Source organism: Aliiroseovarius conchicola (assembly GCF_041403445.1).
Lineage (GTDB): Bacteria > Pseudomonadota > Alphaproteobacteria > Rhodobacterales > Rhodobacteraceae > Aliiroseovarius > Aliiroseovarius conchicola.
On record NZ_JBGEHL010000002.1, the window covers coordinates 550,490 to 572,382 of the forward strand.

Here is a 21,893-nt window from a genome sequence, read left to right on the forward strand (position 1 = left end):
CAACTCCCCTTGTCAGGTCAGAATTCCCACGCCAAATGGAACATATTCCCAAATGCGGAGATGTGAAGATGTTCGAGACATTCGGCTTTGAGACCCTGACCCCTCGCACGGCCTCGATCCTTTTCGGATTGGGCTTGGGCGCTGCTTTTGGCGTTCTCGCCGAAATCACCCGTTTCTGTCTGCGTCGCGGTCTTGTGGCGACAGGCAACGGTGATGGCTCGGCGCTGGCCGTTTGGGTCACAGCCCTTGCAGTGGCTGTGCTTGGCACCCAAGGCGCGATTTGGGTCGGCTGGATCAGCTTTGGCGATCATCGCTTCTTTGCCCCTGACCTGCCCTTCGCGGCGATCATCGCCGGTGGCGTTATCTTCGGCATTGGCATGGTGCTGACCCGTGGTTGTCTGTCTCGGCTGGCCGTGCTGGGCGCATCCGGCAACTTGCGTGCCTTGGTGGTTCTTGGCGTGGCGGCACTTGCAGCGCTTGCGACATTGAAAGGTTTGCTGGCACCAGCCCGTGTCGCGCTCGAAGCGATTACAGTTCCCGCCCCCGCCCTGCCGCTTTGGACTGCGCTTTTGCCGCTGCTTCTGGCGGGTTTCTTGATTGTTAAGACGGGCGCAAAGCCGGGCACATTGATGCTGGCCGGACTGATTGGCCTATTGATCCCGCTGGGCTGGGTTGGCACGGGTTTGATCCTGATGGATGAGTTTGACCCGATCACATTCGAAAGCATTTCATTCACCGCACCGCTGGCAGACACGATGTTCTGGACGGCTGCGGCCTCGGCCGTAGGTGGCAATTTCGGGACGGGTTTGATCGGCGGCGTTGTCGCTGGTGCGCTTGTCTCAGCCCTGATCGCGGGACGCTTCAAATGGCAAGGCTTTGAGGGTCCGGCTCAGATGGGCCGCTACCTGTCTGGCGGCGCGCTGATGGGCATTGGCGGCGTTCTGGCCGGAGGCTGCACCGTGGGCGCGGGTATTTCCGGTGTGTCGACCTTATCGGCGGCAGCGTTCTTGGCGCTTCTTTCGATTTCCGCAGGTGCGTGGGCGGCTGGGCGTGTAGACGCCCGCCTTACGGGCCAATCGAATGCCGGATCCGTCGCACGCCCCAGTACACAAGCCCAACCACAGGCAGCGTAAGCAAAGCCGTCAACATCCCCTTGGAGATGCCGATCACATGTGTCAGCGGATAGGCTAGATAACTGGCCAGCGACACAGCGTAGTAACTGATTGCAACGACCGACAACCCTTCGACCGTTTCTTGCAGCCGAAGCTGCATATCCGCGCGCCGATCCATACTTTCAAGCAGCGCTTGGTTCTGCTCGGACCTTTGCACATCGACGCGGGTCCGCAGCAGATCGCCCGCCCGTTTGGCACGACCAGACATGTTATCAAGCATCCCCTCGGCGCTTCGAATGGTACGCATGGCGGGATCATATCGACGCATCATGAATTCGCTCAGCGTCTGCCGCCCCAAGAACCGCTCTTCCCGCATAGCAACAATGCGCTGACCAACGATGGCATCATACGCTTTGGTCGCGCTAAGCCGGAAGGACGTGGCGGCTGTCATATCCTCAAGCTTAGCCGAAACGCCCAATAGCTCATTCAATGTCATCTCTGGCGCTTGGTCGGCGCGGGACATTGCCCCGACCAGATGTGTCAGTTCACCGTCCACATGGCTTAGGCGCGATTTCAGATCGCGCGCGACGGGCAGGCCTAGCATCGCCATTGTCTTGTAGGTCTCAATCTCGCACAGGCGCTGGACCACACGACCGATCCGCCGCTGGCCAGTGTTCTTATGGACGAAGGCTGCAAAACGCATATGCCCAGCAGGATCAATCCGGAAGTCGCCGGCCACCATCGCCGCGCGGTCAAGCACCCATGTCGAGGCAACGCTTTCAGCCACAAACCAGTTGCGGATCGCCTGGTCCATCTCGGCCTCGCTTTCGGGCATGCGTTCAATCCGTATCTGGGCCGACGTAATCCTTTGTCCCGGCGCGGATCGCAGCCATTCTTCTGGAAAGACGTCAAACGCAGCTGGATCAAACGCTCGCGACCCTACGCCGTCTGCAAAGACGGTATAGGTCACGAATTCGGTATGCTGTTCCCATTTCAGATGATGGCGACCGATGGTCCCGAAATAGTGGTTTGCCCCGGGGCTGGGATGAGCAACACCAAACCGATCCAGAAGTTCAATCAGATGTGCGCGATCCGCATCAAGATCGCGGCTGGCGGCCTGTTTCGCCCGTTTCACCGCCAAAAATACCGCCGTTCCCGGCGCCTGAAGTGCAGGTGATGGCCGTGCATGCAGCTCGTTCGCCAGCGCGTAACGCTGGGGATTGTCCTCCAATGGAAACATGGTTCGCGTGTCCTCCCGCGACAGAGGTAGCAGAGACGCGACACATTGCAACCCCTTTAAAACAAGGGGTTTTCTGCCTTTATCGTATGCGGTGGAATACCGCTAGCGCTCACGTATCTGAAAGTATGTTGTTCACTTGGTCGGTGAAGTCGTCGCCGCGCTTTTCGAAATCCGGGTATTGATCAAAACTTGCAGCGGCCGGAGCTAGCAGAACCGTATCGCCGGACTGGGCATCCTTTGCAGCGTGAGCGACGGCAGCTGCCATCGTCTCGCAAATTTCATTCGGGATATCGCCCAGCTGCAACGCAAACTCGCGGGCCGAGTGGCCGATCAGGTAGGCTTTCGTGACGCCGGACAGGTCGTCCACCGACAACGCCTCAATCCCACCATCTTTGCCCAACCCTCCAGCAATCCAACGGATATTCTTAAACGCCGCCAAGGCCGCACGCGCGCTGTCAACATTGGTCGCCTTGCTGTCATTCACGAACGACACGCCATCCTTTTCGCCCACCAGCTGAGACCGGTGCGGCAAGCCTTTGAACGAATTGAATGCGGCCTCGATCTGTTTGGGGGACAAGCCTAGCGCCCGGCAGGCAGAGTAAGCCGCACAGGCATTTTGATGATTATGTGTGCCCGGAAGTCCCTTGATACCCCGCAGATCGATCGAGGCCACCTGACGCCCCTTGCGATACTCTGACAAGAACCCTTTGCGCGCAAAAACCTGCCATCCCGGCCCGGTCAGTTTGCGATCAACCGAGACACGGATGACCCGATCATCCGCCGCCCCTTCTGACAATTGTCCGGCCAGATAAACACCTTCGGCCTCGTCCACGCCGATCACGGCGCGGTCGGGTCCACCTTCGGCAAACAGGCGACGCTTAGCCGCGAAATAGCCCCCCATGCCGCCATGACGGTCCAAATGGTCCGGGGACAGGTTGGTGAACACCGCGATGTCAGGCGTCAGCGCACGGGCCAGATCGGTTTGATAGCTGGACAGCTCCAGCACCACGACTTCGCCGTCATGTGCCGGGTCTATATCCAACACGCCGCGTCCGATGTTTCCGGCAAGCTGTGCAGGGCGACCGGCCTCTTCCAGAATGTGATGGATCAGCGCAGAGGTGGTGGATTTGCCATTCGATCCGGTGATCGCAACGATTTTGGGCTGTGTATCGAAACTGTCCCAATCACTGTCAGCGAAGCTACGGAAAAACAGGCCGATGTCGTTGTCGACGGGCACCCCCGCCTCCATCGCGCGGGCAATGATCTTGTTGGGTTCCGGGTAAAGGTGCGGGATGCCGGGGCTGACGATCAGGGCGGCAACGCCATCCCAAGCATTTGCCTTGGACAAGTCATGCAGGATTAAGGCTTGGCCCTCGGCACGGTCCCGAGCCTCTTGCCCATCGTCCCAGCACAGCGCTTCTGCGCCGCCAGCCTCAAGCGCATGAGCCGCTGCAAGGCCAGAGCGCCCCAACCCAAGCACCGCCACTTTCTGACCTTCATATCCTTTGACCGGGATCATCCACGCCTCCGCCTTTTCATTGATCCATCGCTACTCGGTTTGATGAAAAAACAAAAGCCCCGCCGGTTAGGGCGAGGCTTTAGAAGACATTTTCGCAAGGTCAGCGAATTTTCAGGGTCGCCAGTCCGATCAAGGCTAGGATCAGTGAGATGATCCAGAACCGAATGACGATCTGAGGCTCTTTCCAGCCCAGATGCTCGAAATGGTGATGGATGGGTGCCATCAGGAACACGCGTTTTCCAGTGCGCTTATAATAGAGCACCTGAATGATCACCGACAGCGCCTCGACCACGAACAGACCGCCGACTATGGCCAGAACGATCTCGTGTTTCGTGGCAACTGCGATGGCACCCAGCGCGCCGCCGAGTGCCAGCGATCCTGTGTCCCCCATGAAGACCGCAGCGGGTGGAGCGTTGTACCACAGAAACCCCAAGCCGCCACCGATCAAGGCGGACGTGAAAATCAGCAACTCACCCGTGCCCGGCACATAATGCACGTCCAGATACTCGGTGAAGTCGACCCGACCCACCGCATAGGCAATGATGCCCAGCGTGGCAGCAGCGATCATTACCGGCATGATGGCCAACCCATCCAGCCCATCTGTCAGGTTCACAGCGTTTGCGGCGCCCACAATGACGATAATCACGAAAGGAATGAAGAACAGACCCATGTTCCAAAGGGTGTTTTTGAAGAAGGGAAGCGCCAACTGGAACTGCAATCCTTCTGGATGCGCAATCGAGGCAAGGTAGCCGGCAATCGCTGCAATCAGCAGTCCAAGCGCCAATCTGACCTTTCCTGACACGCCAGCCGTAGTGGCTTTTGAAACCTTGGCGTAGTCGTCTGCAAATCCAATCAAACCAAAGCCATAGGTGACGAAGAGCGTGATCCAGATATAAGGATTGTCCAACCGCGCCCACAGCAATGTGGACACCAAAAGCGCCGACAAAATCAGTAAGCCACCCATTGTGGGTGTACCCTGCTTTTCCTTATGGCTTTCCGGGCCATCATCGCGGATCGGCTGCCCTTTGCCCTGCTTGCGCCGCAAGATGTTGATCAGAGGTTTGCCAAAAATGAACCCGAATATCAGCGCGGTAAAGAACGCACCACCAGCCCGGAACGTGATATAGCGAAAAAGGTTAAATGCATCACCACCGTCCGAAAACTCGGTCAACCAATACAACATATTGTGGGTTCCTTTTTAAGGTTAACGGAGCGATTGGCCCATTTTTCGGATGGCGTCAACAGTTTGAGAGACCAGAGAGCCCTTTGATCCTTTGACCAAAACCACATCACCCGCATCGACAATCTTGTGAATTTGGCTGCTCATCTCTGTAGCGGTCTCGACCCAAATACCTTGTTGGTCGCCTTCCAAACGCTCCCACAAAGCTTTCATCCGCGGGCCAACGCAGTGGATTTGATCAATGGCGGTGAGGAAGGGTGTATCCGCGATGGCGGCGTGCAGGGCGATTTCGTCGGGGCCAAGTTCCAGCATGTCACCAAGTATCGCAATGCGGCGTCCCTTGTGGATACGTCCAACGCCATCGACAGGCTGCATCGCACCCAAAACCTCAAGCGCAGCGAGCATCGACGTCGGATTGGCGTTGAACGCGTCGTCGATCAGAGTGAGCGTCAAACCCTCGGGCGCGTCCAGAGTGATCTCTTCCCGCGTGCCGCGCCCCGCGGGCGGTTGCCAGTTGACCATATTGCGTGCGGTGAGCGTCGTATCCGCCCCCATCGCACGGGCTGCGACCAGTGCTGCCAACCCGTTCATCGCGAAATGCCGCCCCGGTGTGGCAATTTTGAAAAGCTGGTCATCCCCGGCCACATTGGCTTTGCAGATCGTCGCGTCTGGGGTCAGCGAGACATGGACCAATTGGTGGTCATTCGCTTCCGCCTCGCCAAAGCTTTGCAAATCAAAGCCACGCGCGGCGTCCCTAAGAATCGGCGTCGTTTCCAGATCACCGTTGATGACCGCAACGCCACCCGGCTCAAGCCCCTGAAATATCGCGGCTTTTTCTCTCGCGATGCCGGCAAGGTCATCAAACGCTTCAAGATGCGCAGCAGCGACGGTGGTGACCATCGCCACATGCGGGCGCGCCAATTTCGAGAGGGGCGCGATTTCGCCCGGATGGTTCATCCCGATCTCGATCACCGCGAACTCGGTATCAACAGGCATGCGGGCGAGCGTTAGCGGGACACCCCAGTGATTGTTGTAACTCGCCTCGGCCGCATGGGTGCGCCCCTGTGCCGACAACACAGCGCGGAGCATTTCCTTGGTCGAGGTCTTGCCGACAGAGCCAGTGACGGCCACCACCCGCGCATCCGTGCGGGCGCGACCTGCGCGGCCCAGAGCTTCTAGCGCCGGCATGACATCGTCAACAATCAAAAGCGGCGCATCAGCTGCTACGCCATCGGGGATATGGCTGACCAAAGCGGCCCCCGCCCCTTTGTCCAAGGCTTGAGCGACGAAGTCATGGCCGTCGCGGATATCCTTCAACGCGACGAACAGATCGCCCGACTGAATCGTGCGCGTGTCGATGGAGACCCCGTCGACCGACCAATCGCCCTGCGCCGTGCCGCCGGTGGCCCTGGCGGCCTCGTTTGCGGTCCACAGGCTCATGCCAGATGCCCGTCCAGCGCCGATACCGCGACCGAGGCCTGCTCGACATCATCAAACGGCAGCACGTCATCCCCAACGGTTTGCCCGGTCTCGTGCCCCTTGCCTGCGATCAGTAACGCATCACCGGGGTTAAGCGCGTCGACACCGCGCAAGATCGCCTCGGCTCGGTCGCCGACATTCACAGCCTCGGGACAGCCCGCCATTACCATCGCGCGGATGGCTGCGGGGTCTTCGCTGCGCGGGTTGTCGTCGGTGACAAAGACAACATCGGCATTTTCTGCCGCCGCCTGCCCCATCAAGGCCCGTTTCGAGGTATCGCGATCACCGCCCGCGCCAAACACCACGACCAAACGCCCTAAAACATGCGGGCGCATAGCTTTTAGCGCGGTTTTCAATGCGTCTGGCGTGTGGGCATAGTCCACAAAGACCGCCGATCCGTTGTCGCGTGTGGCGGCGTGCTGCATGCGACCGCGCACGGTTTCCAGATCCTTGAACGTGTCGAACACATGATCTGGGTCTTCACCGCATCCGATTGCCAAACCGGCGGCTGCCAGCACGTTTTCGGCCTGAAAGCCGCCGATCAGGTTCAGCCGTGCGGTATGTGCCTTGCCATTCCAACTGAACATCAACTCCTGTCCCGTCGCGTCGTAGCGTCGCGCATTCAGACGGAGTTCATTTGCCTCGTCCATGCCCACACGAAGAAGCCGTTGGCCACGTGCTTCGGCAATCACGGCCATCTCTTTGCCCTTTGGGTCATCCATGTTGATCACAGCGGTCCCCCCTTCGGGAAGCACACGCGCGAATAGCCCTGCCTTGGCGGCAAAGTACTCGTCAAACGTCTCATGATAATCGAGGTGATCTTGCGTGAAATTCGTAAACGCCGCTGCTGTCAGACGCACGCCATCTAGCCTGCGTTGCGCAAGCCCGTGGGAAGATGCCTCCATCGCCGCATGGGTCACGCCCGCGCCGGCCATATCAGCCAGAACTTTATGCAGCGTGATGGGTTCCGGCGTCGTATGGTTCAGCGGCGCAGTATATGCGCCCTCGACCCCGGTGGTGCCCAGATTGGCGGCCTTGATCCCCATCAAGGTCCAGATTTGACGTGTGAAACTTGCCACCGAGGTTTTGCCGTTGGTGCCCGTCGCTGCCACCATATATTCAGGCTGCGCGCCGAACCAAAGGGCTGCGGCATACGCCAAAGCCATACGCGGATCCTCGGTCACGACAAGGGCGGCGTCAGACGCGTCAAGTTCGGCCTTGGCGATCTTGGCACCTTCTGGGTCAGTCAAGATGGCAGAGGCTTTCATACGCAACGCGTATTGAATGAACTCGGCCCCGTGCACCTTGGCACCGGGAAGGGCTGCGAACAAGTGGCCGGGCTTCACAAGCCGACTGTCCACAGACAAACCGGTGATTGCGGCCTCTTTGCCGCCCCGGGCGCTTAGCCCCAGTTCGGCCAGGGATTTGGTTGTTGTCTCAGCGCCCATTTTGCAAACCCGTTTTGATCAGTTCGAGGTGAGTGTTACCCCAGTTGCCGCAAAGGTTTCAACGGCGGGTTCAAGCTCGGGCTTCATGCCAAGCAAAGGGGCCACGCGGCGCACAATTTCGGCGGCAACCGGCACGGCCGTCCAACCTGCCGTCCGGCGAGGTTTCGGGCCAGTGGTTTCCACCGGTTCGTCCAGCGTTACAATCAACACGTATTTCGGATTATCCGCCGGAAACATACTGGCGAAGGTGTTGATAACCTTGTCATCATAGTACCCTCCGCGCGGCTTGGGTTTATCGGCCGTGCCGGTTTTACCGGCGACCTTATACCCCTCAACCTCGCCAAACGAGGCTGTGCCTTCAGTGACCACCTTGCGCAACATGTCACGCGCTGCCGCCGCCGAAGCCGAGGTCATCACACGCGGTCCCCGCGCAATGCGTTCCTGTTTCAGAACCGTGGGCTTCACCGCGAACCCGCCATTGGCAATGGCGGCATAACCAGCGGCCAAGTGCATCGGCGTCGACGACAGCCCGTGTCCGTAAGAAATCGTAACCGAGCTAAGCTTGCCCCAACGTTTGGGCAGGAGCGGTTGCGAACCCTGAGCTTCGACAATCTCGAACGGTGTACGCTCGAACATACCGATTGCCTTCAGGAACTCCTGCTGACGCTCCGGCCCGATCTGCAAGGCCATCCGCCCTGTTCCCCGGTTCGAGGATTTGACGATAATGTCCGACACGCTGATCTTGCCATAGTTCTTGTTCTTAAATTCGCCAATCCGGTGACCTGCAATCTTCATCGGCACGCCTGTGTCGATCACCGTGTTCGCATTCACCAACCCCAAATCCATCGCCTGAATGGCGGTGAAGATCTTGAAGGTCGACCCCAGCTCGTAGACACCCTGAACCGCCCGGTTGAAAAGCGGGCTGTCGGATTGGTCGCCTTTGGTCAACACGCGCGGGCGCTTGTTTGGATCAAAGTCGGGAAGCGAGACAACCGAAATCACCTCGCCCGTGTGTACATCCATCAACACCGAGGCAGCGCCTTTGGCATTCATCAGCTTCATGCCGCCATAAAGCACACGCTCAATCGATGCCTGGATGGTCAGATCAAGTGACAGCTCCAACGGCTTGTCGCCATTGGCCGGATCACGCAGATAGTTGTCGAACTGCTTTTCGACCCCAGCGACTCCGATCACCTCGGCAGCGCTGACGCCTTCGCGGCCAAAGCTCGCGCCACCCATGACGTGGGCGGCCAGCTTGCCATTGGGATAAAGACGCATTTCGCGTGGGCCGAACAACAAACCGGGCTCACCAATATCAAACACGGCTTGCTTTTGCTCTGGGCTGAGTTTTTTCTTGATCCACAAGAACTTACGCGAGCCTGTGAAATCTTTGATCAGCCGTTCCCGCTTCAGATCAGGGAAAATCTTAATCAACTCATCGGCGGCGCGTTCCGGGTCCACCATTTGCGGCGGCTGCGCATAAAGCGCATGCGTCACAAGGTTGGTTGCAAGAATACGCCCCTGCCGGTCCACGATATCTGCACGTGCGGTAGCAATCGAAGCCCCCGGCGCTTGCGCGCGTGGTTCTTTTGGCTCAGTTGCTGACAACATCGCCATGCGACCACCCACGACAAGGAAGGCGCAAAGGAATAGCCCAGCCAACACCAGCAGACGCCCTTCGGATCTCAGCCTTGACCGGTCGCGGATTTCGTCATGCCGTTGACGCAGATTTTCACGCTCGATCGCATCGGGGTTTTCACCTTTCGCCCGCGCTTCAAGGATGCGGGCAAGAGGGCGAAGGGGCACACGGGTCATTGCGAAATCTCCCCGATCACATCAAAGGTCTCGGTAATTTCTGGCAGCTCTTCGGATGGATAGGCCACCTGATCCACACGTCCGAATTGCTCGGGCGCGAGGGGCAGTAGGCCCAGCCGCTCATAGTTCAACTCTGCCAAATCACGCAGGCGGTCCGGGCGGTTCAGATAGGCCCACTCGGCCCTTAGAACCGTTAGACGTTCCTGCATATTGCCAATTTCACGTTGCAAATCTTCAACACGATCAAGCGAGGCTTGCGTCTTATAGTTTTCGGAATACGCCCAATAGGCCAATGCCATGACGACCAAAGCGGATGTGATGTAAAGCAAGCTACGCATTATGATTTATCCTTGAAAACAAGGGGTGGGAGTCCAAGTTTGCGCCGATCTGATGTGCCGGCTGGCGCGTCTGTTCTGGTGGCCACGCGCAGACGTGAAGACCGCGCACGCGGGTTCTCGGCCAGTTCTTCTTCGTCTGGCGCGATGGCTTTTTTGGGGGTCAGCTTGAAGCGCGGCGTCTCGACCGCTTGTTCGGGCGCATAGCGTGAACCACCTCCGCCTTCAGAAGCGCGCGCTTGGAAAAACCGCTTCACGACGCGGTCCTCCATCGAATGGAACGTCACGACGGCCAACATTCCACCGGGCTTCAACGCGCGCTCTGCGGCCTCAAGTCCTTCGACTAATTGACCAAATTCGTCATTCACCGCGATGCGGATCGCTTGAAACGAACGGGTGGCCGGATGGCTTTGGCCGGTTTTGGAACGGGGCAAGCACTTCTCAACCACTTTGGCCAATTGCAGCGTGGTTTCAAACGGAGCCTCGGCGCGGGCCTTCACGATCGCACGTGCAATCCGGCGCGAGGCACGCTCTTCGCCATAGTGATACAAGATGTCGGCCAAGTTTTCTTCGTCGGCTTTGTTGACGATATCCGCCGCGGTCGGGCCAGATTGGCTCATCCGCATGTCCAGCGGACCATCCCGCATGAACGAAAACCCGCGATCGGCCAGATCAAGCTGCATAGAGCTGACACCAAGATCCAGAACCACGCCATCAAGCGGGCGTTCTGCAAGTGTGTCCATGTCCGAGAATGTGCCGTCGCGAAGCGCCAGCCGATTGCCATAGCCCTTGGCCCAGTCCGCTGCCATGTCAAACACCATTGGATCGCGGTCGATCCCGCAGACCCAATCCGCGCCAGCATCCAACAATCCGCGTGTATACCCACCGGCCCCGAAGGTCCCATCTGCCCAATCACCAGAAACAGGTGCGACCGCTTTCAAAAGCGGCCGTAGCAAGACTGGAATATGAGGACGTTTTTCGGTGGCAGCCGGATCGGTCATATCATCCGCCTCCGCCTGACGTTGTTCCCCGCCCTAACAGCGAAACCGGATCGAAATCTTCCGGCTGCTGATCCAGCCAAGCATTTGCTCGCGCCATTTCGAATTCATCATAGGTCTCGGGCTTCCAGATTTGGAACGTGTCACCGGTGGCGATAAAGAACGCCTCTTTCTCGATGCCAAGCTTCTGGCGCAGCTTGGCGGGCAGAACCAACCGCCCGGTGTCATCTACATTTGTCGGCAGAGACTGACCGTTAAACAAACGCTCCAGCGTGCGTCGTTCATTCGATCCACGTTGCATTTCCGCGATCTTGTCATCGACTTCGTCGATGGCTTCCATCGTGTAGCACTCAAGGTAATTGCGACGCTCGTCACCATATACGATGACAATGTTCGGGTTTAGTCCATCGGTCCAATCCGGGTCTCCAGCCTCAAGCACACGGCGAAACAGGGCTGGGATCGACACCCTACCCTTTGCGTCCACCTTGTGGCGGCCTTCACCTCTGAACCTGCGTGCCACTTTCGCGGCTCCTTATACTGTCCCGGATCATTGCCCCGATCTAATGACCTGACCCCGTTTGGGGGTTTGAAATAGAAACGGCGGATTGAGCTGCTGCCACTGCCCAATCCGCCGCCTGTCCCGTTTCCGGGGTGTCCAGCTGCGCGCGCCACCTGGGGGGATGTCTGCTCGCGTTCGCGCCGGATCTCTTTCGTCAATGAAGCGGGTGCCTGTATGAAACCTGACTTGGGAGTGTCACGAGGTCTTGCTGCCTCTTATGTCCCGTCCTCATCTGGTATTATGGGTAGCGTGGGAAAACGTGGGTGACAAGAGTTTTTTTGGGAAATCATGACACTTCATGGTGCTGATGCGCAGCAAAGGGCAGCCAAAAATCGGCAAAATCGCCCCTTAGCCCACGACAAAATGTGATTTGTGAGCCTCTATACACTATATATAGCTTCGCACTTGCAGAATAAAAAAGTGCCGTGATTTCCAAACTTTTTTCAGTTTTCCTCCGTGCGCCCCTAAACTGAGAAGATAAATCAGCCGAAATGGTCCGAATTCATGTCTAAAATGTCGAAAAAGTGCAACCCGAGACATTCGATACATAGTTGTCCCATGAAGTGGGAAATACGAGATAGACCTATCGAGTTCGGGTTTCATGCATATGCCAGCAGCCCGCGTCAGACCATCGTCCGGCGCAGGACCTTCAAGCTCTGAGGAGAGATTGCTTAGGCGATGCCGCGTGCAACAAGGTCGCGGGCAAGCGTCGCGTAAGCCTCGGCCATTGGGCCGTCGCCAGCAGCAGCGGGGGTTCCGCTATCGCCTGCCAATCGCACATCAAGTGACAATGGAATTTCGCCAAGGAACGGCGCGCCAAGCTCGGCGGCTTCGTCACGCACACCGCCATGGCCAAACAGATGCGCCTCATGCCCACAATTCGGACAGGTATAGGTCGACATGTTTTCGATCAGGCCAAGAATGGGTACTTTCACCTTGTCAAACATGTCGATCGCCTTACGGGCATCAATCAACGCCACGTCTTGCGGGGTCGACACAATGATCGCACCGGTGATCTGCGATTTCTGAGCCAAAGTCAGCTGCACGTCGCCCGTGCCGGGAGGCAGATCAATGATCAGCACATCCAACGGTGCCCAATCCACTTGAAACATCATCTGTTGCAACGCGCCCATAAGCATGGGTCCGCGCCAGACCACTGCCTCTCGCTCTGATTTTAGCATTAGGCCAATGGACATCATCTTGATGCCATGCGCCTCAACCGGGATCAGTTGCTCACCATCAGGGGAAGACGGACGTTCGTTTGTGCCCATCATCCGTGGTTGCGATGGCCCCAGAATATCAGCGTCCAAAAGACCGACCTTGCGCCCCTGACGTGCCAGCGCCACAGCCAAGTTCGAGCTGAGCGTCGACTTCCCCACCCCACCCTTGCCGGATGCGATTGCAATGACATTGGCGACACCGGGGACCGGTAGCGGTCCAGCCTGTGGTTTCGGATGGCCACCAATTTTCAAATTAGGAGGCTGAGGCGCGGCTTTGGCTGGGCCATGGGCGGTCAGGATGACGGATACCCGCTCTACCCCATCAAGGGCGGCCACGGCGGTTTCAGCCGCGCGGCGCTGAGGTTCCAGACCTGCCGCCTGCTCGGGCGTCTCGGCCTCGATCACAAAACTGACCGCGCCACCGTCCACTGTCAGCGCACGCACTAGATCGCGCGACGCAAGGTCCCCGCCATCAGGCAGAGCAATGGCGGACAACGTGCCCATAATCTTATCGCGCATCTCGGACATTTAAGCCTCCTACAAACTTGCCCATTACTTGGCAGCTTTCCACGCAGGCGCAAGAGGCATTCATACCCTGGCTGCATTTTGACGCGCATGAACTTATCAGCAGATACGCGCGTCGGGTCGACGTTTTGGGATATGTCATCGTGCAAATTGCCACCATATTTGGCCAGCCTCAGCTCCTAAAGCGCATATTTCCGCACTGCAGCATTTTACCTAAGGTCAAGCTTCACACTCGCGCAACCATCTATAATTGTGACATTTTTATGTATGCGTCCGCCGCATACCGGCTTTGACAAACTGGGGTATTGTGCATTCGCAGCATTGGGACCATTTAATCATCACAAGCGACAATGTGAGCGCAAACACAATATCCGGCGGCATCGCCCGCACCCACCGCAGAACGCTGCGACTGAGACGTAAGAGAGAGATAAAATGGCACACGCAACTGAAATTCTTCTGGCCCCCGTAAGCATCGCTGACCGTTTGGCCGCCCGCATCACCGAATGGAAAGAACAGCTCGAGACACGCTCGCTGTACCGTAAAACCGTTCGTGAACTGAACCAACTCAGCGACCGCGAGCTGGCTGACCTCGGCCTTGGCCGTGGCTCAATCCGCCACACAGCACGCATGGCCGTCTACGGCAAGTAAGCTTTCTGGCCACCACGTCCTCCTCCCTTGTGGTGGCTTTGATTGGCGGCGGGACCGACCTCCTCCCCGGTTCCGCCGCACAATCAACCAAGTTTCGGACCCTCTTCCTCCTCCCTTGAGGGTCCGTGGGTTGCAGCGATGTTCACCTCCTCCCGAACATCGCTGCACCCCCTAAGATCCGGGACGTTGCTACCTCCTCCCAGCAACCATCCCGATACGGCAACGGGTCTACCTCCTCCCAGACCCCAAGCCACATGACGACGGGTCTCTACCTCCTCCCAGAGCCCCGCATCACATAGAAACGGCGATGCCCACCTCCTCCCGGGCATCGCCGTTTTTTTGTTTTCGAATGTGAAAATCACGCACCCAATCAGGCCCAAGCGGGATATTACGCCCCCCTTTTGCCAAAATCACCAGAGGTCCTGGTTCTAACGATCATTTGAATGTGGAGGACCTTACAGGTGTTCCCAGTGTCGCTTACAGTGCAATTGCCTTGTTGCCGATTAAGGCCGGGTTTCATTGTCCAGGGGTTAAGCACATGGCGAAAAATGAAACGGATGTGGTCCTGACGTCAGCACTCACCTGCCCTTCTTGCGGTCACGTTGAAGTCGAGACGATGCCCACCGATGCCTGCCAGTGGTTTTATGAATGCAAGTCCTGCAAGGCCGTTCTTAAACCGCTTGAGGGGGACTGCTGTGTCTTTTGCTCCTATGCGACAGTGCCCTGCCCGCCAATTCAAGAAGGCAAATCCTGCTGCGCCTAACTGACACCAATTGCATGTGTCTGAGCAGTGTTCACCCTCTGGGCAGCATCAAAACACCTGCCGAAAATACAGCATGATCTCGTCAGATCCCCAACTTAAAACGGCACGTCGCCCGCTTGTGCCGCCGGTACGATAAATTTGGAGACGACCTTTTTGGCGCCCGCTTTGTCAAACTCGATATCCAGCTTGTCGCCTTCGATCCCCATCACCGTGCCATAGCCGAATTTCGTGTGAAACACGCGGTCGCCTTGGGTGAAGGACGACACGGCGGTGGCGTCGATCACCAACCCGCGCGCCTCATTTGGGCTGGGTTTGGCACGCAAGTTGCCCCCAGATCCAGTGTGCGCCTGCATCCGTTTCCACCCGGGCGAGTTGTAAGCGTCTGCACGACTGGCTTTGTCTTCAAGCGGTGATGTACCGAAATCTCCTGACATGCCGCCATAGCCGCCACCATAGAGCCCAGGCGCGGTCAGCACCTCGACATGCGCCTCGGGCAATTCGTCGACAAAACGCGAGGGCAATTGCGATTGCCACTGGCCGTAAACGCGCCGGTTGGCGGCGAAGGAAATCGTACAGACCTCCTCGGCCCGCGTGATACCGACATAGGCCAGACGGCGCTCTTCCTCCAGGCCTTTCAACCCGCTTTCATCCATCGACCGTTGCGAGGGGAACAGCCCGTCCTCCCAACCCGGCAAGAAGACCCCAGGAAACTCCAGACCCTTCGCTCCGTGCAGGGTCATGATGGTGACCTTTTCCTCGGCATCATCGGTGTCGTTATCCATGATCAGGCTGATATGTTCCAAGAACCCTTGCAGGTTCTCAAAGCTTTCCAAGGCCTTCACCAGCTCTTTGAGGTTCTCCAATCGCCCCGGTGCTTCGGGCGTTTTGTCGTTCAACCACATCTCGGTGTAACCGGATTCTTCCAAGATCACTTCGGCCAATTCGATATGGGTACCCTCTAACTCCACCGGGTCCATACGTTCGACATGCTCCTCGTTTTCTTCTGTGAATGCCGGATCATGCGGTCCGTCATTGAGACCACCCAGTTCTTTCTGAGCCGACTGGTAGTTTTCTCTCAAGTCATCCGCAACGACCTCACTATCTCCGTCCGTGTCGGGCCTTACCGGCCTAGCTGCCCGGACTACAGATGGCCGTGTGCCAGTCAGGAAAGTGTGCCACCGGTCCAGATTTCCCAGCAACTCCGCCAGCCCCTTGCCACCCTTGCCCTTGATCGCGCCCGTCTCGACCGCAATGCGCGCGCCCTCAACCAGCGACACACCGTTTTGGCGGGCCAGCCCTTGGATGGTTTGCACCGCTTTGTCGCCCAAGCCCCGGCGGGGGGTGTTGACGATCCGTTCGAACGCAAGGTCATCGTCCTGTGACACCGCCAGCCGGAAATAGGCCATCGCGTCGCGAATTTCGAGCCGCTCATAGAAGCGAGGGCCACCGATCACGCGGTAAGGAAGGCCGATGGTCAGGAAACGATCTTCAAATGCGCGCATTTGGTGAGAGGCACGCACGAGGATCGCCATGTCGTCCAGCGACATCGGTGCCCTGCCCCGCGTGCCGGATTGCATCGCCTCGATCTCTTCCCCGACCCAACGGGCTTCTTCGTCGCCGTCCCAGTGACCGATCAAACGGACTTTCTCGCCGCCCTCGGCATCGGTCCAAAGCTCTTTGCCCAGACGATCTTGGTTGCCCGCGATCACGCCAGACGCGGCGGCCAAAATATGCGCGGTGGAGCGGTAGTTCTGCTCCAACCGCACCACCTTAGCGCCGGGAAAATCCTTTTCAAACCGCAGGATATTGCCTACTTCGGCCCCGCGCCAGCCATAGATCGATTGGTCGTCATCGCCCACGCAGCAGATGTTCTTGTGCCCCGCCGCCAGAAGGCGCAGCCAGAGGTATTGGGCGACGTTGGTATCTTGGTATTCGTCGACGAGAATGTACTTAAACCAGCTTTGGTACTTGCTGAGGATGTCGTCATGCTTTTGGAAAATCGTGACCACGTGCAAAAGCAGATCGCCAAAATCACAAGCGTTCAATGTCAGCAGCCGCGCCTGATATTGCGCGTAAAGCTCTGGGCCACGTTCGTTGAAGGCCTGCGCCTCGGATGCAGGCAGCGTTTCTGGCGTCCAAGCGCGGTTTTTCCAATTGTCGATCACGCCCGCCAGCAGTCGCGCAGGCCAGCGTTTTTCGTCGATATTGTTCGCCGCAATCAATTGTTTCAGCAGCCGGATCTGGTCGTCGGTGTCCAGAATGGTGAAGTTGGTTTTCAGCCCGACCAGTTCAGCATGGCGGCGCAACAGTTTCACACAAATCGAGTGGAACGTGCCCATCCACGGCATGCCCTCAACCGTCTGGCCCAACAGCCCCGCGACACGCTCTTTCATCTCGCGCGCCGCTTTGTTGGTGAAGGTCACCGCCAAAATCTCGTTCGTGCGCGCTTGTCCAGTGTTCAGAAGATGCGCAATGCGGGTGGTGAGGGCTTTGGTTTTCCCCGTCCCCGCACCCGCCAGCATCAAAACCGGACCCTGAAGCACTTCAACCGCCTCGCGCTGCGCCGGGTTCAGTCCATCCAGATACGGCAACGGGCGTGCTGCCATCGCCATTTGCGACAAGCTGGGGCGGGCGGCGGCCTCGAATGCGTCATCTTCGTCAAAATCGCTCATGCAGGTTCTTTATCAACGGGATTGCAGGGTGGAAAGAGTGTTCCACGAATGTTCTGCCCGTGTAAATCGATTATTCCGACCGTTGCGCGTACACCGCTAAATTTCCCGCCCCCTAAAGGGGGCGCGGCGATATGTGCCCCTATATATAGAGAGTGCCCATTGACAAACCCGCCCTTCACAACCCATCTAACGCCTCCAGAAATACTGCCATTATTTCATGGTGCACCTGAGTCGGAAGGAAGTTCATGCCAGTCGTCGTTGTCGAAAGCCCGGCCAAAGCCAAGACCATCAACAAGTATCTTGGCTCCGATTACACGGTGCTGGCGTCTTATGGCCACGTCCGCGACCTGCCGCCCAAAGATGGCTCGGTTGATACGGATGCAGAATTTGCCATGAAATGGGAAATTGGCCGCGACAGCGCCAAGCATGTGCGCGCCATTGCCGATGCGTTGAAAGACGACAACAACCTGATCCTCGCCACCGACCCCGATCGTGAAGGCGAAGCGATTTCGTGGCACCTTGAGGAAGCCCTGCGCAAGCGGCGTGCGATCAAGAAGGACACGCCGGTCAGCCGCGTGGTGTTCAACGCGATCACCAAATCCGCCGTGACCGAGGCGATGCAGCAACCTCGCGATGTCGACACCGATCTGGTCGAGGCTTACTTGGCCCGTCGCGCGCTGGACTATCTGGTGGGCTTCAACCTGTCACCGGTTCTGTGGCGCAAGCTGCCCGGCGCACGGTCTGCCGGTCGTGTGCAGTCGGTTTGCCTGCGTTTGATCGTTGAGCGGGAAGAAGAGATCGAGGCGTTTAACGCCCGCGAATACTGGTCGGTAAAGGCGCTGCTTTCGACACCACGCGGAAAAGAATTCGAAGCGCGACTGACGGTTCTGGGGGGCCAAAAGCTCGACCGGTACGACCTTGAAAACGAAACCGCTGCTGAATTGGCCGTGCAGGCGATTTCGTCGCGTGATCTGTCAGTTCAGTCGGTCGAAGCGAAACCAGCCACCCGCAACCCCTCGCCGCCCTTCATGACCTCGACCCTGCAACAGGAAGCCAGCCGTAAGTTCGGCTTTGGCGCGCGTCAAACAATGTCGACCGCCCAGCGCCTGTACGAGGCCGGATACATCACCTATATGCGGACTGACGGGATCGACATGGCGCCCGAGGCCGTGACGGCCGCACGGGACGCGATCTCGGATCGCTATGGCAAAGATTTTATCCCGGACAACCCACGGATTTATAAGAACAAAGCCAAAAATGCGCAGGAAGCACACGAGTGTATTCGCCCGACGGATATGACCGTGTCGGGCGGCGATTTGGCGAAGCTCGAACCCGATCAGCGCAAGCTATACGACCTCATTTGGAAGCGGACCCTCGCCAGCCAAATGGAAAGCGCCAAATTTGAGCGTACGTCGGTGGATGTGGGGTCTGCGGACGGTCAAGTTGTGCTGCGTGCCACCGGTCAGGTAGTGGTCTTCGAAGGCTTCATGAAGGTCTATGAAGAAGGCCGCGACGATCAGGTGGTGGATGACGACGACAAGCGCCTGCCCCAGATCATGGAAGGCGAGGCTGCCAAGAAAACCGGCATCACGCCCGAACAGCACCACACCCAGCCCCCGCCCCGCTACACCGAGGCGACGCTGGTCAAACGCATGGAAGAGCTGGGCATTGGTCGCCCCTCGACCTATGCATCGGTGATCACGACCATTCAGGATCGCGAGTACGTTCGCAAAGACAAGAACCGCCTGTTCCCCGAGGATAAGGGCCGGATCGTGACGATCTTCCTGATGAATTTCTTCCGCCAGTATGTGGGCTATGAGTTCACCGCGAATTTGGAAGAGGAACTCGACGAGATTTCGGCGGGTGATATGGATTACAAGGAAGTGCTGGCGCGCTTCTGGCGGGATTTCTCAGCTGCGATTGCTGAAACATCCGAGCTGAGGATTTCCGAAGTGCTGGACAAGCTGGACGCAGCCCTTGCACCTCAGCTTTACCCGCCCCGTGAAGACGGATCAGACCCGCGCATCTGCCCGAAATGCGGCCAAGGGTCACTGCACCTGAAAACCTCGCGCACAGGCGGGTTTGTCGGCTGCGGCAACTACCCCGAATGCACGTACACCCGCCCAATTGCCGGTGAAGGCGCTGAAGGTGACGAACGTGTGTTGGGCGAAGATGCAGGCGACGAGATTTGGCTGAAATCTGGGCGTTTTGGACCGTATGTGCAGCGCGGCGAACCCACGCCCGAGAACAAAAAACCGCCTCGCGCCAGCCTGCCCAAAGGCTGGGACAAGGACGAGATGGATCTGGCGAAAGCACTGGTGCTTCTGTCCCTGCCCCGCGAAATCGGTGAACACCCGGAAGGCGGCATGATCAGCTCGAACTTCGGGCGCTTTGGGCCGTATGTCATGCACAAGCTGCCCGACGATGCCAAGCCGACCTATGCCAATCTGAAAGACCCCAACGACGTGTTCGACATCGGCATGAACCGCGCGGTCGAGATGCTGGCCGAGAAACGCGCCAACCCTGGTGGGCGCGGGCGTGCGGCGGCCAAAGCATTGAAAGAATTGGGAGAACACCCCGAAGACGGCGGCCCGGTGAACGTCATGGAAGGCCGCTACGGTCCGTACGTGAAGTGGGAAAAGGTCAACGCGACGATCCCCAAAGACGTGAATCCCGAAGACGTGACCATGGAGATGGCCGTCGGCTGGATCGCTGAAAAAGCGGCGAAGAAGAAGCCTGCGAAAAAGAAAGCGGCGGCTAAGAAGAAGGCCGCTCCAAAGAAAAAGGCGGCAGCTGGCGGGAAGTAGGTGCTACGCTTATTAGAGTCCTCAAGGCCACATCCTGACATGTCTTTGAGCTAGGCAAATATTGCGTCAATAGTGACCGCTTAGCGAACAGAGTGGGCCTTCTCCGCTTAGGCTCGAATGGTCGCTTTTCGTTTGCCGAGCCTAGAAGCATTTCCGAGCGGGCAGTCCATGCACAAATTCAAAAGAAACCGACCCACACCAAAAGCGACAAGCAAAGAATGTGCTTCAGATGATGCGTATTAAACTTTTGCAACTGGTGTTGGTAGTGCACGAACCTGATTGAGTGAGAGCGGTTTTGTCGAGGTCTCGGTTATAGCGCAAGGTATCCTGTTCGTGAATGAGAATAGCGGCCGGACCGGCCCCTATCTAACTTTGATACTCGATCCGCTTCTTGGCAACGAATTCCGCCAAGGCGCTGGCCTGATCGTCGGGCATCGGCGGTCGCATATAACTGTCCAGGATGCGTTGCGCTTCTTCCCGGCCAACCTGGTCCGCATTCTTCGCGCCCTCATCAAACCACCTCTCGTAGCTATCGTTGTTCTGCAGGCCGTTGATATGCATTGGATTTTCGCGCGTGTGATCAGTACCCAAGAAATGGCCACCCGGACCAACATTAGTTACATCACCCATAATTGCGTCTAGATTTTCCTCCTGCAGACCCGAGAAGAAACGGTGATAAGACTCAAGTTGATAGGCGTCATGCACCCATTTTGAATAACTGACCCCAGGTGCCCCTTCTAGAAAGCCCGCCGAGTGTACGATAAAGTTACACCCGGCCAGCAAAACTGGCCACATGGTGTTGGCGCTGTCGAAACCGGCCTGCAGGTCGGGAGATTTCGAGCCTGTCCACATGGAGCAGGACCGCCACGGAACACCGTAATGCCGCGCCATCTGACCCACCAAAAGATTCATAAGTCCTGGTTCAGGCGATCCCATCATCGGCGCACCAGTCTTCATTGACACACCCATAATCGCCACGCCCATCACCATTGGGCAACCGCGTCGGATGACTTGCGAGTAGGCGATACCCGCCAGCGATTCCGCAATAAGCAGCGCCACGCCACCCAGCGGGCTGGCCGGAGCGCTAGCGCCTGCCAGAACGAAGGGCGTCAGCAGACATGGTTGATTGGCATCGGCATAGACGCGCAGAGATTCCAGCATGGTTTCGTCCCAAACCAGCGGCGTGTTGCAGTTTAGCAGAGAGGTAAGGACCACGTTCTGATCGACGAATCCCTCGCCGAAGATGATGCGCATCATATCAACGGTGTCACGCGCCGCAGTTGCCGACAGAACCGATCCCTTGATCGGCTTGTCGGTGAGCGTCAAAGCCGAGGATACCAGATCCAGATGGCGTAGCGGCACGGGCACATCCTGCGGTTCAACAGGCAGGATTCCCGGTACATGCATGGCCTGACTCATCTGTGCCATTTTGAAGAAGTTGCGCGCATCTTCTAGGGCCTGTTAACACTTAATCATATCGACGATTAGGGCGAAATTCAGGAAAGCGCGGTACATGACGTCCAGCTTTTCGAACCTTGAGAAGATGCGCCGGTATCCTTTCAGCCTTCGAAAC

General features: G+C 57.8%; 15 protein-coding genes and 2 pseudogenes. 4 read left to right on the forward strand and 13 right to left on the reverse strand.

The genetic code is table 11. From position 1 onward, the window contains the following. Positions 1–68: 68 nt before the first annotated feature. On the forward strand, positions 69–1,133 hold the full coding sequence (locus V6N04_RS05605) for a YeeE/YedE thiosulfate transporter family protein (protein WP_371169143.1): 1,065 nt from the start codon (positions 69–71) through the stop codon (positions 1,131–1,133). Here the strand turns inward: V6N04_RS05605 and V6N04_RS05610 are convergent. The 10 genes from V6N04_RS05610 to V6N04_RS05655 all read right to left on the reverse strand — a co-directional run bounded on the left by V6N04_RS05610 (position 1,066) and on the right by V6N04_RS05655 (position 13,433). Then, positions 1,066–2,352 (reverse strand): DUF3422 family protein, encoded by a 1,287-nt coding sequence (locus V6N04_RS05610; RefSeq protein WP_371169144.1) that lies wholly within the window; start codon positions 2,350–2,352, stop codon positions 1,066–1,068. The two genes, V6N04_RS05605 and V6N04_RS05610, sit on opposite strands and share 68 nt — an antisense overlap. 109 nt (positions 2,353–2,461) lie before the next feature. Beyond that, complete coding sequence (murD, locus tag V6N04_RS05615) at positions 2,462–3,871, reverse strand: UDP-N-acetylmuramoyl-L-alanine--D-glutamate ligase (protein WP_371169145.1); 1,410 nt, start codon at positions 3,869–3,871, stop codon at positions 2,462–2,464. A gap of 100 nt (positions 3,872–3,971) precedes the next feature. Then, positions 3,972–5,054: a phospho-N-acetylmuramoyl-pentapeptide-transferase gene (gene mraY, locus V6N04_RS05620; protein WP_371169146.1), complete on the reverse strand. Its 1,083-nt coding sequence runs from the start codon at positions 5,052–5,054 to the stop codon at positions 3,972–3,974. A gap of 21 nt (positions 5,055–5,075) precedes the next feature. Beyond that, positions 5,076–6,491, reverse strand: coding sequence for a UDP-N-acetylmuramoyl-tripeptide--D-alanyl-D-alanine ligase (locus V6N04_RS05625; RefSeq protein ID WP_371169147.1), 1,416 nt, complete (start codon positions 6,489–6,491; stop codon positions 5,076–5,078). Continuing rightward, a complete protein-coding gene (locus V6N04_RS05630; protein WP_371169148.1) occupies positions 6,488–7,978 on the reverse strand; it encodes a UDP-N-acetylmuramoyl-L-alanyl-D-glutamate--2,6-diaminopimelate ligase in 1,491 nt (496 codons plus the stop codon). Before V6N04_RS05630 ends, V6N04_RS05625 begins: the two co-directional genes overlap by 4 nt. An 18-nt stretch (positions 7,979–7,996) precedes the next feature. Continuing rightward, entirely contained in the window at positions 7,997–9,793 is a 1,797-nt protein-coding gene (locus tag V6N04_RS05635) for a peptidoglycan D,D-transpeptidase FtsI family protein (protein WP_371169149.1), read from the reverse strand. Beyond that, the gene (gene ftsL / locus V6N04_RS05640) at positions 9,790–10,131 is read right to left on the reverse strand and encodes a cell division protein FtsL (RefSeq protein WP_371169150.1); all 342 of its coding nucleotides are present in this window, start codon (positions 10,129–10,131) and stop codon (positions 9,790–9,792) included. Before ftsL ends, V6N04_RS05635 begins: the two co-directional genes overlap by 4 nt. After that, positions 10,131–11,129 (reverse strand): 16S rRNA (cytosine(1402)-N(4))-methyltransferase RsmH, encoded by a 999-nt coding sequence (rsmH, locus tag V6N04_RS05645; RefSeq protein ID WP_371169151.1) that lies wholly within the window; start codon positions 11,127–11,129, stop codon positions 10,131–10,133. Before rsmH ends, ftsL begins: the two co-directional genes overlap by 1 nt. A 1-nt stretch (position 11,130) precedes the next feature. Next, on the reverse strand, positions 11,131–11,646 hold the full coding sequence (gene mraZ / locus V6N04_RS05650; protein ID WP_371169152.1) for a division/cell wall cluster transcriptional repressor MraZ: 516 nt from the start codon (positions 11,644–11,646) through the stop codon (positions 11,131–11,133). Positions 11,647–12,356: 710 nt separating this feature from the next. Then, positions 12,357–13,433, reverse strand: coding sequence for an Mrp/NBP35 family ATP-binding protein (locus V6N04_RS05655; protein WP_371169153.1), 1,077 nt, complete (start codon positions 13,431–13,433; stop codon positions 12,357–12,359). A gap of 429 nt (positions 13,434–13,862) precedes the next feature. On the opposite strand from V6N04_RS05655, the gene V6N04_RS05660 reads away from it, so the two are divergent. Further along, positions 13,863–14,078, forward strand: a complete 216-nt coding sequence (locus tag V6N04_RS05660) for a DUF1127 domain-containing protein (protein WP_371169154.1) — start codon at positions 13,863–13,865, stop codon at positions 14,076–14,078. A 538-nt stretch (positions 14,079–14,616) separates the two neighbouring features. Then, positions 14,617–14,841, forward strand: coding sequence for a GDCCVxC domain-containing (seleno)protein (locus V6N04_RS05665; protein WP_371169155.1), 225 nt, complete (start codon positions 14,617–14,619; stop codon positions 14,839–14,841). A gap of 95 nt (positions 14,842–14,936) precedes the next feature. On the opposite strand, the gene V6N04_RS05670 is transcribed toward V6N04_RS05665, so the two are convergent. After that, entirely contained in the window at positions 14,937–17,513 is a 2,577-nt protein-coding gene (locus V6N04_RS05670) for an ATP-dependent helicase (protein WP_371169156.1), read from the reverse strand. Positions 17,514–17,758: 245 nt separating this feature from the next. Between V6N04_RS05670 and topA the strand changes: the two genes are divergently transcribed. Continuing rightward, positions 17,759–20,320: a type I DNA topoisomerase gene (gene topA / locus V6N04_RS05675; protein ID WP_371169157.1), complete on the forward strand. Its 2,562-nt coding sequence runs from the start codon at positions 17,759–17,761 to the stop codon at positions 20,318–20,320. A 366-nt stretch (positions 20,321–20,686) separates the two neighbouring features. Here the strand turns inward: topA and V6N04_RS05680 are convergent. Further along, positions 20,687–21,763 (reverse strand): annotated as a pseudogene (locus V6N04_RS05680) (trimethylamine methyltransferase family protein); the annotation flags it as partial. A gap of 18 nt (positions 21,764–21,781) precedes the next feature. Beyond that, positions 21,782–21,893, reverse strand: a pseudogene (locus V6N04_RS05685) (IS5-like element ISCARN85 family transposase); the annotation flags it as partial.

Coding starts and splice junctions, on each gene's coding strand:
- rsmH (WP_371169151.1), bottom strand. CDS start 11,129: ATGACCGATCCGGCTGCCACCGAAAAACGTCCTCATATTCCAGTCTTG.
- V6N04_RS05635 (WP_371169149.1), bottom strand. CDS start 9,793: ATGACCCGTGTGCCCCTTCGCCCTCTTGCCCGCATCCTTGAAGCGCGG.
- V6N04_RS05665 (WP_371169155.1), top strand. CDS start 14,617: ATGGCGAAAAATGAAACGGATGTGGTCCTGACGTCAGCACTCACCTGC.
- V6N04_RS05605 (WP_371169143.1), top strand. CDS start 69: ATGTTCGAGACATTCGGCTTTGAGACCCTGACCCCTCGCACGGCCTCG.
- V6N04_RS05625 (WP_371169147.1), bottom strand. CDS start 6,491: ATGAGCCTGTGGACCGCAAACGAGGCCGCCAGGGCCACCGGCGGCACG.
- murD (WP_371169145.1), bottom strand. CDS start 3,871: ATGATCCCGGTCAAAGGATATGAAGGTCAGAAAGTGGCGGTGCTTGGG.
- V6N04_RS05670 (WP_371169156.1), bottom strand. CDS start 17,513: ATGAGCGATTTTGACGAAGATGACGCATTCGAGGCCGCCGCCCGCCCC.
- V6N04_RS05630 (WP_371169148.1), bottom strand. CDS start 7,978: ATGGGCGCTGAGACAACAACCAAATCCCTGGCCGAACTGGGGCTAAGC.
- V6N04_RS05660 (WP_371169154.1), top strand. CDS start 13,863: ATGGCACACGCAACTGAAATTCTTCTGGCCCCCGTAAGCATCGCTGAC.
- topA (WP_371169157.1), top strand. CDS start 17,759: ATGCCAGTCGTCGTTGTCGAAAGCCCGGCCAAAGCCAAGACCATCAAC.
- ftsL (WP_371169150.1), bottom strand. CDS start 10,131: ATGCGTAGCTTGCTTTACATCACATCCGCTTTGGTCGTCATGGCATTG.
- V6N04_RS05655 (WP_371169153.1), bottom strand. CDS start 13,433: ATGTCCGAGATGCGCGATAAGATTATGGGCACGTTGTCCGCCATTGCT.
- V6N04_RS05610 (WP_371169144.1), bottom strand. CDS start 2,352: ATGTTTCCATTGGAGGACAATCCCCAGCGTTACGCGCTGGCGAACGAG.
- mraY (WP_371169146.1), bottom strand. CDS start 5,054: ATGTTGTATTGGTTGACCGAGTTTTCGGACGGTGGTGATGCATTTAAC.